This window comes from Cupriavidus sp. CER-90, assembly GCF_057652055.1.
Genome location: NZ_JBYGYM010000002.1, coordinates 583051 through 597962, shown reverse-complemented (window position 1 = coordinate 597962; position 14912 = coordinate 583051). Strand labels below are relative to the sequence as shown.

Below are 14912 nucleotides of genomic sequence, written 5' to 3'. Positions count from 1 at the left end.
TCGTTACCCACGATTAGCCACCGTTATCCACCGTTACCAGTTGCCGGACGCGCCGCCGCCATCGAAGCCGCCGCCCCCGCCGCCGCCAAAGCCACCGCCCCCGCCGCCGCCCCCGCCGCCAAAGCCGCCACCGCCAAAACCGCCGCCGCTACCCCAGTGGCGTCCGATCTCGTAGCCGGTCATGCCGCCCAGTCCGCCGGCCGTGCCGGTGGGCCAGCCGCGCCGGCCCGTCACCACGTGCGGGCTGCCGCCGCGGCGCAGCATGGCCGACAGGAAGAAGAACACGATGATGGCCAGCGGAAACAGCACCGGCAGCCAGTCGCCGATATCGACATTGCCCTGCGGCTTGCGGCGGTCCGGCGCGGCCAGCCCTTCCTTGTCGATGGCGGCCTGGATGGCCGAGATGCCGGCGGCCAGCCCGCCATAGAAATCGTTCTGGCGGAAATGCGGCGCCATCACGTCACGCAGGATGCGGCCGGACATGGCGTCGGTCAGCGACCCCTGCACGCCGCGCCCGGCCTCGATGCGCATCTTGCGCAGGCCGGGCGGATTGTCCTTGGCGACGATCACGATCACGCCATCGTCGATGCCCTTGCGGCCCGCGCGCCACGCCTCCGCCACGCGGATGCTGTAGGCGTCGATGGTCTCGGGGTCGGTGGTGGGCAGCATCAGCACGAAGATCTGGCTGCCGCGCTGCTGCTCGTATTCGGCCAGCACGTTTTCCAGCGCGTTGCGCTGGTCGGCGCTCAGGGTGCCGGTCAGGTCGGTCACGCGCGCGTTCAGCGGCGGCACGGCCACGAAGCCGTCGGCGGCCCGGGCCGGCGCTGCCAGCACGATGGCCAGCATCCATGCCAGGAACGAGAGCTTGACCAGTCTTCGCATGATGGTCTTTCGGGTTTCGCGTTGCAGTGCCGGGCGCTCAGAACTTCACGGCCGGCGGGGTGGAAATGGCTTTCTCGTTTTCCACGGTGAACGATGGCTTGACCGGGTACTTGAAGACCATCGCCGTCACGTTGGTCGGAAAGCTGCGCGCCAGCACGTTGTAGTCCTGCACGGCGGCGATATATCGCTGCCGGGCCACGGTGATACGGTTCTCGGTGCCTTCCAGCTGGCTCTGCAGGTCGCGGAACGACGCGTCGGCCTTCAGGTTCGGATAGTTCTCGGACACCGCCAGCAGCCGCGACAGCGCGTTGGTCAGCTGGCCCTGCGCCTGCTGGAAGCGGGCGAACGCTTCGGGGTCGTTCAGCGTTTCCGGCGTGACCTGGATGCTGGTGGCCTGCGCGCGGGCCTTGGTCACGGCTTCGAGCGTCTCGCGCTCGTGGCTGGCATAGCCCTTGACGGTGGCCACCAGGTTCGGAATCAGGTCGGCGCGCCGCTGGTACTGGTTGACCACTTCGCCCCAGGCGGCCTTGACGGCCTCGTCCTTCTTCTGGAAATCGTTGTAGCCGCAGGCCGAAAGCAGGCTGGCCAGCAGGCCGAGCAGCAGCCAGCGGAACAGGGCGGGGGTGGTGGCAGGGGCGGTGGCAGTGCGCATCAAGGGACTCCTCGATCTCCGGAATGGCAATTCTGCAGTGTAGCGCAGCGTGGTCAAGCCGCCGGGCAAAGTACGTGCCGCTTGACGATGGTCGCTGCCGGCCGGTAGATTGCATGCCCATGCCGTGCGCCAACCGCCTTTCCTTCGTCCTGTCCGTACCCGTCCTGGGCACGGTGGACCGGGCTGCGCGCGCCAAAGCCAAAAAACAGTCGCTCGTCTGACCGGAGCGCGCTGTTCCGTCAGATGGGCGACGGAACAGCACCCACCGGCCGAGAGGGCGTACCCGCCCGGTTTTTCTCCCCTTGCCGCAAGTCCTGCCTTGTCGCGCATCGACGGTTTTTTGAACCGGTCGATCCGGAGTGTATGGATGCAAACCACGCAAACTTCCTTCCAGGGCATCTGGCTGCCGCTGGTGACCCCCTTTATCGACAATGCCGTCGACCATGCCGCACTGCGCCGCCTGGTGATGCACTACCGCGCCACCGGGCTGGCCGGCTTTGTGGTCTGCGGCAGCACGGGCGAGGCGGCCGCGCTCGACGCATCCGAGCAACTGGCCGTGCTCGATACCGTGCTGGAAGCGGCCGCGGGCCTGCCCGTGGTGATGGGTCTGGCCGGCAACCACCTGGGGCATGCCATGGCGCGGCTGGAACAGCTCGACAGCCGTCCGCTGGCGGGGGTGCTGGCGCCCGCGCCTTACTACATCCGCCCGTCGCAGGCGGGATTGCGCGACTGGTTCACGCGGCTGGCCGATGCTGCCCGGGCGCCGCTGGTCCTCTATGACATTCCCTATCGCACCGGCGCCACGCTGACGCTGGACACGCTGCTGGCATTGGCTGACCACGAAAATATCGTCGCCATCAAGGATTGCGGCGGCAATGCGCAGCCTACCCAGGCGCTGATCGCGGATGGCAGGCTGTCAGTGCTGGCGGGGGAGGATCACCAGTTGCTGGGCACGCTCGCGTTGGGCGGGCGCGGGGCGATCATCGCCTCGGCGCATTTCCGGCCCGAACTGTTCGTGGAGATATGGCGCGCGGCGGAAGCAGGGCGGCTCGCCGACGCGCGCCGCCTGTTCCATGCGTTGATGCCGCTGGTCCAGGCCCTGTTCGCCGAGCCCAACCCGGGGCCGGCCAAGGCGCTGCTGGCCCGCCTTGGCTGGTTGCGCGACGAACTGCGCGCGCCGATGACCAGCGCATCGCCGGAACTGGCGAACCAGCTCGCGGAGATGTTCGATGGGGTTTCGGCTTGACGCCACGGGTTTGCTCCCCTCTCCCGCAAGGGGGCAGAGGGGTTGGGGGAGAGGGCGGACGAATCAGGCGCCGCCGGGCTGGATCCGACCGGCGGCTTCCTGCTGGTTCAGGGGTGTTAGCCCGCCTTGAACGCCTTTTCGGCGGCCTTGACCGTTGCGTCGATGATGGCGTCGTCGTGCTTTGCCGAGACAAAGCCGGCTTCGAAGGCCGACGGCGCCAGGTAGACGCCTTCGGCCAGCATGGCGTGGAAGAAGCGGTTGAAGCGGCCCACGTCGGCCTGGGTGACCTCCGCAAAGCTGGCCGGCACTGCGTTGGTGAAGTAGAGGCCGAACATGCCGCCGATGGCATCGGCCGAGAACGGCACGCCCGCGGCGCGGGCGGCGGCGGTCAGGCCGTCGGTCAGCTTGCGCGTCTGCGTGGCCAGGCGGTCGTAGAAGCCCGGTGCCTGGATCAGCTTGAGCGTGGCCAGGCCCGCGGCCACGGCCAGCGGGTTGCCCGACAGCGTGCCGGCCTGGTAGACCCCGCCCAGCGGCGCCAGCTTGGCCATGATGTCGCGCCGGCCGCCAAACGCCGCCGCCGGCATGCCACCGCCGATGACCTTGCCCAGGCAGGTCATGTCCGGGGTAATGCCGTAGTGCGACTGCGCGCCGCCCAGCGCCACACGGAAGCCAGTCATCACTTCGTCGAAGATCAGGACACTGCCGTGTTCGCTGCACAGGTTGCGCATCGCATTCAGGAAGGCCTCGCTGGCGCGCACGAGGTTCATGTTGCCGGCCACGGGCTCGACGATGACCGCCGCGATCTCGCCCTTGTGGCGCGCGAACGCTTCTTCGAGCTGGGTCACGTTGTTGTACTCGAGCACCATCGTATGGCGCGTCACGTCGGCGGGCACGCCGGCCGACGACGGCGCGTTCTGGGTGGTATCGGCAAACGTCAGCAGGCCCGAGCCGGCCTTGACCAGCAGGCTGTCGGCGTGGCCGTGGTAGCAGCCCTCGAACTTGATGATCAGGTCCCGGCCCGTGAAGCCGCGCGCCAGGCGCAGCGCGCTCATGGTGGCCTCGGTGCCCGACGACACCAGCCGCACCTGCTCGATCGACGGCACGAGCTTGCAGATTTCCTCGGCCATCACGATCTCGGCCTCGGTGGGGGCGCCGAACGAGAAGCTCTGCACGGCGGTTTCCTGCACGGCGCGCACCACGTCCGGGTGCGCGTGGCCGACGATCATCGGACCCCAGGAGCCGATGTAGTCGATGTACTGCTGGCCGTCGGCGTCCCACATGTACGCGCCCTCGGCACGGGTGATGAAGCGCGGCGTGCCGCCGACGGAACGGAAGGCGCGCACGGGCGAGTTGACGCCGCCGGGAATGGTCTGCTGGGCGCGGTCGAAGAGCTGCTGGTTACGGGACATGGGAATCTGGCCAAAAGAGAAGACTGGGTAAGACAGGCGTCCGGCCGGGGGCGGCTTGCTCGTGCCTCAAGCCGCGGTCTGCCCGAAATGCGGGCAATCCTGGCCGAAAGGGTGCCGTTCAGGCGGCATCTGCACGTCAAATTGCACGAACGCGGCGATATTGGGCCATTTGCGCAGGCCCATGGGTGGCGTCATCGGCGCCGATTGGGTACCATCATGCGCTGGATTTTAATGGAGACTGGCAAGAGCCTGCATATGGAATACAAGACTTGGATGTGCCTGATTTGTGGCTGGATCTATGACGAGGCCACCGGCGCGCCGGAAGACGGCATCGCCCCGGGTACCAAATGGGAGGACGTGCCCATCAACTGGACCTGCCCGGAATGCGGGGCACGCAAGGAAGATTTCGAGATGGTGGCCATCTGAGGCCTGTCGTCCGGAAATGGCCGTGCGTCGCGCCAAAGCGACAGAACGGCCCGTGGCAGCGGGGTGTCCGGATTGACGGCCCCCCCACGAGTTGTCACACTCTGCGGCAAAACTGAACATCCGTCCGGCCGCGCCCCACTGGCAGGCTGAAGACGGGGTGCCGCGGCACAAGAACATGGCAGTAACGGGCAGGCGCGGACAAGAAGCGCGCCGCCACCGGCCGGGTTGCCGGGTATTTTTTTGACTGGGAAATGGAAAATCGGGGGCCGCCGGCCAGCCATTCATGGCGCCGTGCGGAAGTTCTCAAGTGAATGCCTACGCCTGTTGTGTCACGCAGGACGTGGGTCGCGGGAACAAGATGCGGGTCACTCAAACAGAACAAGACACGTCTGTCGATGGGGTCAACGCCGGCGCCACCGCCGGTGCCAGCGAGGCATCCACAGCGCGCAAGGCCGCTGTGAAGGTGCTCGTGATCGACGACTCCAGCACCATCCGCCGGACGGCGGAGATCTTTCTGACGCAGGCAGGCTTCCAGGTCATGCTGGCCGAGGACGGCTTCGAGGCGCTTGCCAAGGTGGGCGACCTCCATCCGGACGTCATCTTCTGCGACATCCTCATGCCGCGGCTCGATGGCTACCAGACCTGCTCCCTGATCAAGAAAAGCCCACGCTTCCACGCTATCCCCGTGATCATGCTGTCGTCCCGCGACGGCGTGTTCGACCGCTCGCGCGGCAAGCTCGTCGGCGCGCACAACCATCTGGCCAAGCCGTTTTCCCGCGAAGCCCTGCTACAGGCGGTGCAGACCTGCCTGGCGGGCTGCGTGCCGGAAGAGGGTGCGGCCGTGGCGGCATGACGCATGCCGCCCGAAGTATCCAGGAATGAAACAATGACCATCAGCAAAATCCTTATCGTCGACGATTCGCCCACCGAAGCCCTGTTCATGTCCGACCTGCTCGGCAAGAAGGGTTTCAAGGTCTCGGTGGCCGGCAACAGCGAACAGGCCATGACGCGCCTCGAGGCCGAAACCTTCGACCTGATCCTGATGGATGTGGTGATGCCGGGCCAGAACGGCTACCAGGCCACCCGCGCGATCAAGCGCGACGACCGTTTCAAGGACATCCCCGTGATCATGTGCACCAGCAAGGGCCTGGAGACGGACCGCATCTGGGGCATTCGCCAGGGCGCGTCGGACTACATCGTCAAGCCGGTGGACGGCGAGGAACTGCTTTCGAAGATCGCCGCGCTGGCGCACTGAGCGCCGCGGCAGCCAAGGGGCCGCAGTGGGCGCGGGTGTCCTGGGACGCCGGCGGCGCCCGCGCACGGCCATGACAACTGGTCTCACCACTGGTTTCCAGGTTTCACTGGTATCCGATCATGAACGCGCCGCGCCAAGACATCCGAACCCGCCAGACTCGCCAGACCCGCCTGCATGACTATCAGGCCATGCTGGCACGGCGCCTGCGCGAGGCGCGCAACCTGCCCGCCGTCGACAGCTACCTGGGCGTGCTGGTGGGCCAGCGCAACTGGCTGCTGCCGCTGATGGACACCGGCGAGGTGCTGGAAATGCGCGCGCCCGCGCCCGTGCCGCTGACGCAGCCGTGGTATCGCGGCCTGGTCAACGCCCGGGGCAACCTGCTGGGCGTGATCGATTTCGGCATGTTCTGCGGCGACGGTCCGACCCCGGTGCAGCCTGGCAGCAAGATCGTGGTGCTGTCGCGCCATGTCGAACGCGCCTGCGGCATCATCGCCACGCGCGTGGTGGGGCTGCGGCACGCCGTGGACCTGACGCCGGCCGGTGGCGCGGAACCCGAAGCCTGGCGCGGTGCCGCCTTCGCGGACCGGGACGGGCGCGACTGGCAGGTGCTGGACATCCGCCAGTTGCTGGACGCGCCCGCCTTCCTGCAGGCCGGCCGCGACGCGGCCTGAGGCCTGACGTCCGGGCACAAGAACCAAACAGAAAACGAACGAACAGAGGGTTGCCATGGGAATCAAGAAGATCAGCCTGGGCCGTCGCACCGCTACCGCCGGTGCCGCTGCCGACGCGGCGGCGCCGCGCGCATCGGTATTCGCCAAGGCCGGCGCGGGCAAGGGTGTGGCGGGCCAGACGCCCGTGGAGAGGATGTCGGGCTGGCTGACGCGCATGCCGTTCTCTTCCCAGCAACGGTTGCTGACCGGCGGCGTGGTGGCGTCGCTGCTGGCGCTGCTGGCATCGGTCTATCTTGATAACCGCCAGGCCAACAACGGCGCGGCGCAGATCGAGATCGCCGGTAACATGCTGATGCACTCGCAGCGTCTGGGTAAAGCGGTGCCGGTGGCGCTGCTCGGCAACGCGCAGGCATTCACGCAGCTGCGCCAGTCCAAGGAACAGCTGACCGCCGACTTGCTGGCGCTGCAGAACGGCAGCGACGAAAAGCACGTGCGTGCCACGTCGGGCCCGGCCGAGCCGCTGCTCGAAAAGGCGTTCGGGTCGTGGAAGCGATCGGAAAAGAGCGCGGCCGACGTGCTGGCCCAGCAGCCCATTCTGACCACGATCGGCCAGACGCTGCAGATCTTCAACGCGTCGAACCCCGAACTGCTCGAAGCGGCCGAACAGGTGGCCGCCATCAAGCTGCAGGCCGGATCGAACACCCGCGAGGTGGCCGCTTCCGCGCAGCTGGTGATGCTGACGCAGCGCCTGGGTAAGAACCTGAACGAGTTCCTCTCGGGCGAAGGCGTCAACCCCGAAACCGCGTTCCTGCTGGGCAAGGACACCAACACCTTCCGCGAAACGCTGGACGGGCTGACCAACGGCTCCGAAGCCCTGCGCCTGGCGCCGGCCACCGATGCCGAGACGCGCAACTACCTGCAGCAGCTGTCGCAGCGGTTCGAGGCGGTGCAGAAGACCACGCAGACCATCCTGCAGAACCTGCCGGGCCTGATCGCCGCCAAGCGCGCGCAGCAGCAGATCTTCAACGACAACGAGGCGCTGCGCGCCGAGTTGGCCGAACTGCAGACGTCGTACGCCGAAGGGGCGCGGTTCCGCCCGTGGACGTTTGGCGCGATGGTGGTGTCGGCCGTGGCCACGCTGCTGTGCCTGGCCGGGCTGGCGGCGCTGTACCTGCGCGATTCGCGCGTGCGTGCGCTGGAAGCGGAAGCGCGCGAGCGTGAAGCCGAAGCGCGCCGCCTGGAGGAAAAGCGCAACAACGACGCCACCCAGAAGGCCATTCTGCAGCTGATGAACGAGCTGCAGGACATCGCCGACGGCGACCTGACGCGCCAGGCCACCGTGACCGAGGACATCACCGGCGCCATCGCCGATTCGGTGAACTACACGGTGGAAGAACTGAAAGAGCTGGTGGGCCGCGTGCAGCAGACCGCCGGACAGGTGCAGCACGCTTCGTCGCAGGTGCAGGACACCTCGGTGCAGCTGGCGGCCACGACCGAAGAGCAGTCGCGCCAGATCCGCCAGACCGGCGAGTCGGTGGTGGAGATGGCGGACCGCATCACGCAGGTATCGCGCGGCGCGGCCGAATCCGCCAACGTGGCGCGTGCGTCGCTGTCGGCGGCCGAACAGGGCCAGCAGGCGGTGCAGAACGCGATCGCGGGCATGAACGACATTCGCGACCAGATTCAGGAAACCTCGAAGCGGATCAAGCGCCTGGGCGAATCGTCGCAGGAGATCGGCGAAATCGTCGAGCTGATCTCGGACATTACCGAACAGACCAACGTGCTGGCACTGAACGCCGCCATCCAGGCGGCGTCGGCAGGCGAAGCGGGTCGCGGCTTCTCGGTGGTGGCGGAAGAAGTGCAGCGCCTGGCCGAACGCTCGGGCGAGGCCACCAAGCAGATTGGCGCGCTGATCCGCACGATCCAGACCGACACGCAGGACGCCGTGCACGCCATGGAGCAGAGCACGGCGGGCGTGGTGGAAGGGGCGCGGCTGTCGGACAACGCCGGCGCCGCACTGGTGGAGATCGGACGCGTGTCTCGCCAGCTGGCCGAGCTGATCGAACAGATCGCGCAGACCACGTCGCACGAGGCGAGCCTGGCCACCAACGTGGCCCATCACATCGAAGGCATCCTGCAGGTTACCGCCCAGACGACGGCCGGCACGCGCCACACCGCCACGTCGGTGCGCCAGCTGACCGCGCTGACCGAAGAACTGCGTAACTCGGTGTCGCGATTCAAGATCGCCTGACGCCCGCCCGTACGTTGACGGCCGCACCGGAACTGGTCATGTCCCTGAATTCCATCCTTACCAGCGACGAGGCCGCCAGGGCCGCGTCGCAACCGCATGCCACGCCGGATACGGCCGCAGCCGGGGTGCCGGCTGCCCCGCAGCGCGACCTCTCGGTGCTGGCCTGGCTCGCGCCAAGCCTGCGCACCGCGCTGGACGACGCCGCGAGCGAGCTGGGCCACTATGTCGACGAGATCCGGCAAACGCCGGAAGCACTGGGCGCCCGCGACACCACGTCGCTGCGCCTGGCCGGCCAGCACCTGCACCAGGCCGCCGGCGCCGTGCATATCGTCGGCCTGCGCGGGGTGGATGCCTATTGCCAGGCGCTGCGCCGCCTGCTGGAAGCCGTCGATGCCGGCACCGTGGCCGCCGACGCCGCCATGCTGGCGGTGTTCCGCACCGGCGTGCAGGCCCTGGCCGAATACGTCGACGACCTGATGGCGGGCGACGCGGAAGACCCGCTGCGCCTGTTCCAGCCCTATGCCGCCGCGCTCTCGATGATGAAGGAAGAGCGGGTGCATCCGGCCGACCTGTGGCTGGACGAGCTGCAGATGCTGCCCGGCATCTTGCTGCCCACGCGCTCGGCGTCCGCCGTGACGCGCGCGCGCCAGCGTTTCGAGGCCGCGTTGCTGAAGGCGCTGCGCCTGCCCACGCCGTGCACCGAAACGTCGCTGCTGCGCGAGGCCTGGCTGCCGCTGCAGTCGGTGCTCGACGATGTGCGCAACCACGAGCAGGACGCGCGCCGCACCACCGATACGCCCGACCGCGGCATCTGGCACACGCTGGCCCTGGTGTTCCGCGCACTGGCTCACGGCCTGCTGCCGTCCGACCTGCTGGCCAAGCGTTTTGCCGCCCGTACCCACCTGCTGGTGCGCCAGTACCTGCAGGGCCAGGTGCGCGTGCCGCAGGCGCTGCTCAACGACGCCGTCTTCCTGCTGGTCAGCACCGGCCTGACCCCCGACGGCCCCGAGGACACCACGCCGCCCGTGGTGCAGGCCGCCGTGCAGGTACTGCGCGTCGATATCGCACGCAGCCTGCAGGCGTACCGGGTAGACCCGGCGCACGTGGTGGCGCGGGCCGATTACCGGCAACGCTACTACGGCTGGCTCGATCCGATCGATACCCGCAACCTGCAGCATGCCGCCACCGCCATCGAGCGGGCCGCCGCCGACGACCAGTCGGGCTGGGAGCTTGCGCTGGCATCGCTGGCCGAGGCCGCCATGCCGCTGGCGCAGCCGGCGCTGCAGCAATGCCTGACCGCCGCCGCGGCGTACGCGGGCCAGCGGCCGGCGGGCGATGCGCTGGGCCGTGGCGGCGTGGCGCTTTTCCTGTCGCGCGCGCTGGCCATGCCGTGGCGCGTCCACGGCAAGTCCGGCCACGCATCGGCGGCCGAGTTCGCCGCGCGCTGCGAGACGCTGGCCGCCTGCCTGGCCGACGCGGAGGCGGAAGCGCCCGCTTGGCTGGCCGAACTGGTGCAGTCCGCTGGCGCCCAGGCGCAGCGCACCGAAGCCGTGGCGCAGGTGCGTGCCCAGCTGGACAGCGGCGAATCGTGGCTCGATACCTATGACCGCAATGCGGCACGGGCCGATGCGGGCAATGCCCTGGACGATGCCGCACAAGCCTTTGGCGCGCTGCTGGCCTCGGTCGAACGCATCCACGGCAGCGCCGCGCTGCCCGAGGGGATCGACGTCGAGACCGAAGCCGCGCTGGCGTCGGTGCGCTCGGTGCTGCAGCGCCTTGGCGTGCTGCGTGAGACCACCGACCATGCCGCGCGTATCGGCCAGCTGTCGGATATCGCGGCCGAACTGGGCGCGGTCCATGCGTTTGCCGACCTGCTCGAATTTGGCCGCAAGCAGAACGATGCCGCCAGCGACGATCCGTTCGCGCTGCACACGCAACGCCAGGACGCCGCCCCGCAAGGCGCGCTGGGCGCGGCGCGCAGTGCCGCGATGGATGCCATCCGCGTGGCGGCCACTGCGGACGCTCCCGAGATCCAGCGGCTGCGTGCCGCGCTGCAGGAGGTGGCCGACCAGGCTGCCATCGACGACGATGCCGCGCTGCGCCGCCAGGCCAGCGAGGCCACCACGCAGCTGCACGCCTGGCTGGCCGGCAGCGAATCGGCGGCCGAGCGCATGGTGGTGGCGCTGGCCGATCCGTTGCCGGCCGCCGTCGCGCCGGTGACGGCCGCGCCCGCCGCGTCGATGCCGTCCGATGCCGCCGCGATCGACGCCGAACTGCTGGAAATCTTCCTGTCCGAAGCCGAAGAGGTGCTGGGCAATATCGCCACCGACCTGGCCGGCGGCCTGGACGCCCTGCGCGATACCGACGTGCTGAGCCGTCTGCGCCGCGCCTTCCACACGCTCAAGGGATCGAGCCGCATGGTCGGCCTGAACCGCTACGGCGAAGCCGCATGGGCCGTCGAGCAGGTGATGAACCTGTGGATTGCCGAGGCGCGCGAGCCGGTGCCCGCGCTGCCCGCCTTGCTGCAACAGGCGCACGACCTGCTGCGCGAATGGGCGCTGGCCCTGCTTGAGGACCCCTCGACGCTACGCGAGATCGATCCGCTGGTCGATGCCGCGCAGGCGCTGCGCCAGCCGGGCGGCGTGGCAAAGGACGCGGCCGAGGCCGACCCGTTCGGCTCGATCGATTCACTGGATGCACTGCTGGCGCAGGCATCGGCACCGCCGGCATCGGTGGACACGCGGTCCACGTCCGCCGAGCCCGCGGACGTGTCGGATGGCATCGCTATGACGGAGCCCGCCGGAACCGGCGGGGAGACGGCCGCCCTGGGCGGCGCCGACGAGGCCGCGCCGGCCGACGACAACGTGCTGCCGTTCCGGCTGTCCGGCGGGCTGGCCGACGAGGACGAGGGCTACAAGGTCATCGGTCCGGTTCGCATTGGCCTGGCGCTGTACAACGTCTACCTGCAGGAAGCCGACGACCTGCTGCGCCAGTTCGCCACGGACCTGTCCGAGTGGCGGCACGAGAACCATCCGTGCCCGAGCGAGCTGGCAATGCGCGTGGCGCACACGCTGCAGGGCAGCGCGTCGACGGTTGGCCTGGAGCCGGTACGCGAGATTGCCGAGGCGCTCGAACATCTGCTGTTGCTGCTGGGCCGCCATCCGGTGGTCATGCATCCGGCCGACTTCCGCCTGCTGGACATGGCCGTCGACCGCCTGCGCGCGATGCTGCATCAGTTTGCCGCCGGCATCTGGCCCGATGCCGATGCCTCGCTGTGCCGCGACCTGAACGATTTCGGCGAGCGCGCGCTGGTGCGTCCGCGCGCCGCGCTGCCGGCCGCCCAGTCCACCGGGCAGGAAGGCTCGGTGTCCCAACTGTTCGGTCAGAATTCGACGACGCCGCTGCCCGAGATCGACGCCGATGTGCAGGCGCCGGAGGCGGAACTGCCGCCCGTGAAGCTGACGCCGATCACGTCGCTGCCGCCGGTGTCGGCGCCGGCGGGCCCGGTATTGACACCCGTCACCCCGGTGCAGGACGCCGTGGTGATTTCGCTGCCGACCGCGCCGCGCCATGATTCGATCGCCGTGGCGCACGTCACGCCGCATTCCCCCGACACGCCCGACATGGCCGGTACGCCGCCCGAGGACACCTCGACCGACGCGTCGGCACTGGACCCGGCGCTGGTCGAGATCTTCCTGGAAGAAGCCCATGGCGCGCTGCCCGATCTCGGCAAGCTGGTGCGCACGTGGGAAGCCTCGCCCGACGAGGCGCAGCACGGCGGCCTGATCCTGCGTGGCCTGCACACGCTGAAGGGCAGTGCGCGCATGGCCGGGGCCATGGCGCTGGGCCAGGCGGCCCACGAAATGGAAACGCTGCTCGAAGCCAGCGTGCGCGGCCAGCGCGTGTCGCCGGAGCTGTTCGGCAAGCTGTACGCGTGGTACGACCGCATCCTGGCGCACGTGGACGCGCTGCAGAACGGCCGCCTGCTGCCGGTGGACGATGCCGACGTGGTCAACGGCCTGGTCGCCGCGCCCGCCGGCCCCGCCGCGCTGGCGACGCCGGAGGCCCTGGGCCATGCGGCGACGCAAGGCGCGCCGCAGCACGCGGTAGCCCCGGTAGCCCCGGTCGCGCCGATGATGCCGGCCACCCCGGCCGCCTTGCCGACCGACGCCGACCGCCAGCGCGCACTGGTGCGCGTGCAGGCCCGCGCGCTGGACACGCTGATCAATGACGCCGGCGAAGTGAGCGCGACGCGCGCGCGCCTGGACAGCGAACTGGAGGCATTGCGCAGCTACCTGGGCGAACTGAACGACAACGTCGCCCGTCTGCGCATGCAGCTGCGCGAGATCGAAATCCAGGCCGAAACGCAGATGGCGTCGCGGATCGCCGACCAGCAGCACAATCAGGAATTCGATCCGCTGGAATTCGACCGCTTCACGCGCTTCCAGGAGCTGACGCGGATGATGGCCGAATCGGTCAACGACGTGGCCACCGTGGAGCAGAACCTGCAGCGCGGCTTCGACCGCGCGTCGGGTGACCTGGCGGCGCAGGCGCGGCTGACGCGTGGCCTGCAGCGCGGCCTGATGCAGGCGCGCATGGTGCAGTTCGATGCGCTGGCCGAACGTCTGTACCGCGTGGCACGCCAGTCGGCCACCGAGACCGGCAAGGAAGTGCGCCTGCTGATCAAGGGCGGTACCGTGGAAATCGACCGCTCGGTGCTGGACCGCATGGCCGGGCCGATCGAGCACCTGATCCGCAACGCCGTGGTGCATGGCATCGAGCCGGCCGACGTGCGGCGAGCGGCGGGCAAGTCGGCCACCGGCGCGCTGACGCTGGAAGTGCAGCAGGAAGGCAACGAGGTGGTGCTGACGTTCTTCGACGACGGCAGCGGCCTGAACCTGTCCCGCATTCGCGAGCGTGCCGTGGCGCGCCAGCTGATGGCCCCCGACGAAGATGCCAGCGAGGCGCGCCTGACCGAAATGATCTTCGCGCCGGGCTTCTCGACTGCCGACGCGGTGTCCGAACTGGCTGGCCGTGGGGTCGGGATGGACGTGGTGCGGGCCGAAACGGTGGCACTGGGCGGCCGTATCACGCTGTCGACCGAAGCCGGCCGTGGCACCAGCTTCACGGTGCACCTGCCGCTGACCACGGCGATCACGCAGGTGCTGCTGGTGTCGCTGGGCGGACGCCTGTTCGCCATGCCGAGCGGCATGATCGACCAGGTCCACCAGTTGCGCGAGAAGCCGCTGCTGGAGGCCTACAACGCCGGGCGCTTCAGCGCCGCCGGCATCGAAGTGCCGTTCTTCTACTTTGGCGCGCTGCTGGAGGAAACTGCCGGCATGGCGTCGGGCCGCAAGTATTCCCCGGTGGTGGTGGTGCGCTCGGGGGCCGAACGCGTGGCCGTGCATGTGGACGACGTGCTGGGCAACCGCGAAGTGGTGGTGAAGCACATCGGCCCGCATCTGGCCCGGATGGAAGGCATTGCCGGCGCGACCACGCTGGGCGATGGCGAGATCGTGCTGATCTACAACCCGGTGGTGCTGGCCCAGCGTTGGGAGCGGGAGCGCGGCGCCACGGCGCCGGCCAGGCCGGTGCTGGCCGCGCTGCAACACGGCGGCCAGACCGGCGCGGTGGCCGAGTTCGTCGACGCTGGCGCGGCGGTGCCCGTGCCGGGGCTGATGACGCAGCCGACCGTGATGGTGGTGGACGATTCGCTGACCGTGCGCAAGGCCAGCCAGCGCCTGCTCACGCGCGCCGGCTACCAGGTGGTGCTGGCACGCGATGGCGTGGACGCGCTGCGCCAGTTGCAGGAAGTGATGCCCGACGCGATGCTGGTCGATATCGAGATGCCGAACATGGACGGCTTCGACCTGACGCGCAACGTGCGGGCCGATGCCCGCACCAGCCGCATGCCGCTGGTCATGATCACGTCGCGTACGGCGGAGAAGCATCGCCGCTATGCGGCGGAGATCGGCGTGAACGTCTACCTGGGCAAGCCGTTCAACGAAGACGAACTGCTGCGCACGCTCCAGCAGCTGATCGGCGAGAAGGCCGCCACCACCGCATCGTCAGTGGCGCAGATGCTGGGCGAGGCGTAAGCCGCCCAGCCTGCGTTGGCGC

The 14912-nt window shown here is 69.0% G+C and carries 10 protein-coding genes; 7 read left to right on the top strand and 3 right to left on the bottom strand.

The window, feature by feature from the left end; all coding sequences use genetic code 11:
• Nucleotides 1-33: 33 nt before the first annotated feature.
• Nucleotides 34-882: a TPM domain-containing protein gene (locus tag AC24R4_RS13300; RefSeq protein WP_400392744.1), complete on the bottom strand. Its 849-nt coding sequence runs from the start codon at nucleotides 880-882 to the stop codon at nucleotides 34-36.
• Between the two features lie 37 nt (nucleotides 883-919).
• Nucleotides 920-1534 carry a LemA family protein gene (locus tag AC24R4_RS13295; protein ID WP_400392742.1) on the bottom strand — a complete coding sequence of 205 codons (615 nt, stop codon included), beginning with the start codon at nucleotides 1532-1534 and terminating at the stop codon, nucleotides 920-922.
• A 367-nt stretch (nucleotides 1535-1901) separates the two neighbouring features.
• Between AC24R4_RS13295 and dapA the strand changes: the two genes are divergently transcribed.
• Nucleotides 1902-2780, top strand: a complete 879-nt coding sequence (gene dapA, locus AC24R4_RS13290) for a 4-hydroxy-tetrahydrodipicolinate synthase (RefSeq protein WP_400392740.1) — start codon at nucleotides 1902-1904, stop codon at nucleotides 2778-2780.
• A gap of 116 nt (nucleotides 2781-2896) precedes the next feature.
• Here dapA and hemL read toward each other — a convergent pair whose 3' ends face one another.
• Nucleotides 2897-4189 carry a glutamate-1-semialdehyde 2,1-aminomutase gene (gene hemL / locus AC24R4_RS13285; RefSeq protein WP_400392738.1) on the bottom strand — a complete coding sequence of 431 codons (1293 nt, stop codon included), beginning with the start codon at nucleotides 4187-4189 and terminating at the stop codon, nucleotides 2897-2899.
• Between the two features lie 255 nt (nucleotides 4190-4444).
• On the opposite strand from hemL, the gene AC24R4_RS13280 reads away from it, so the two are divergent.
• The 6 genes from AC24R4_RS13280 (at nucleotide 4445) to AC24R4_RS13255 (ending at nucleotide 14890) form a co-directional block, all read left to right on the top strand.
• Nucleotides 4445-4615, top strand: a complete 171-nt coding sequence (locus tag AC24R4_RS13280) for a rubredoxin (RefSeq protein ID WP_011298773.1) — start codon at nucleotides 4445-4447, stop codon at nucleotides 4613-4615.
• A gap of 358 nt (nucleotides 4616-4973) precedes the next feature.
• Nucleotides 4974-5468 (top strand): response regulator, encoded by a 495-nt coding sequence (locus AC24R4_RS13275; RefSeq protein ID WP_153946821.1) that lies wholly within the window; start codon nucleotides 4974-4976, stop codon nucleotides 5466-5468.
• A gap of 33 nt (nucleotides 5469-5501) precedes the next feature.
• Complete coding sequence (locus AC24R4_RS13270) at nucleotides 5502-5870, top strand: response regulator (RefSeq protein ID WP_092594954.1); 369 nt, start codon at nucleotides 5502-5504, stop codon at nucleotides 5868-5870.
• Nucleotides 5871-5989: 119 nt separating this feature from the next.
• Nucleotides 5990-6541, top strand: a complete 552-nt coding sequence (locus AC24R4_RS13265) for a chemotaxis protein CheW (protein ID WP_153946754.1) — start codon at nucleotides 5990-5992, stop codon at nucleotides 6539-6541.
• Nucleotides 6542-6596: 55 nt separating this feature from the next.
• Nucleotides 6597-8792: a methyl-accepting chemotaxis protein gene (locus AC24R4_RS13260; RefSeq protein ID WP_400392736.1), complete on the top strand. Its 2196-nt coding sequence runs from the start codon at nucleotides 6597-6599 to the stop codon at nucleotides 8790-8792.
• A 38-nt stretch (nucleotides 8793-8830) separates the two neighbouring features.
• Entirely contained in the window at nucleotides 8831-14890 is a 6060-nt protein-coding gene (locus tag AC24R4_RS13255; RefSeq protein ID WP_487523217.1) for an Hpt domain-containing protein, read from the top strand.
• Nucleotides 14891-14912: the final 22 nt, after the last annotated feature.

Bases quoted from the DNA above. Each gene is read 5' to 3' on its own strand.
- AC24R4_RS13255 (WP_487523217.1), top strand. From the start codon at position 8,831: ATGTCCCTGAATTCCATCCTTACCAGCGACGAGGCCGCCAGGGCCGCG.
- AC24R4_RS13265 (WP_153946754.1), top strand. From the start codon at position 5,990: ATGAACGCGCCGCGCCAAGACATCCGAACCCGCCAGACTCGCCAGACC.
- hemL (WP_400392738.1), bottom strand. From the start codon at position 4,189: ATGTCCCGTAACCAGCAGCTCTTCGACCGCGCCCAGCAGACCATTCCC.
- AC24R4_RS13275 (WP_153946821.1), top strand. From the start codon at position 4,974: ATGCGGGTCACTCAAACAGAACAAGACACGTCTGTCGATGGGGTCAAC.
- AC24R4_RS13270 (WP_092594954.1), top strand. From the start codon at position 5,502: ATGACCATCAGCAAAATCCTTATCGTCGACGATTCGCCCACCGAAGCC.
- dapA (WP_400392740.1), top strand. From the start codon at position 1,902: ATGCAAACCACGCAAACTTCCTTCCAGGGCATCTGGCTGCCGCTGGTG.
- AC24R4_RS13300 (WP_400392744.1), bottom strand. From the start codon at position 882: ATGCGAAGACTGGTCAAGCTCTCGTTCCTGGCATGGATGCTGGCCATC.
- AC24R4_RS13280 (WP_011298773.1), top strand. From the start codon at position 4,445: ATGGAATACAAGACTTGGATGTGCCTGATTTGTGGCTGGATCTATGAC.
- AC24R4_RS13295 (WP_400392742.1), bottom strand. From the start codon at position 1,534: ATGCGCACTGCCACCGCCCCTGCCACCACCCCCGCCCTGTTCCGCTGG.
- AC24R4_RS13260 (WP_400392736.1), top strand. From the start codon at position 6,597: ATGGGAATCAAGAAGATCAGCCTGGGCCGTCGCACCGCTACCGCCGGT.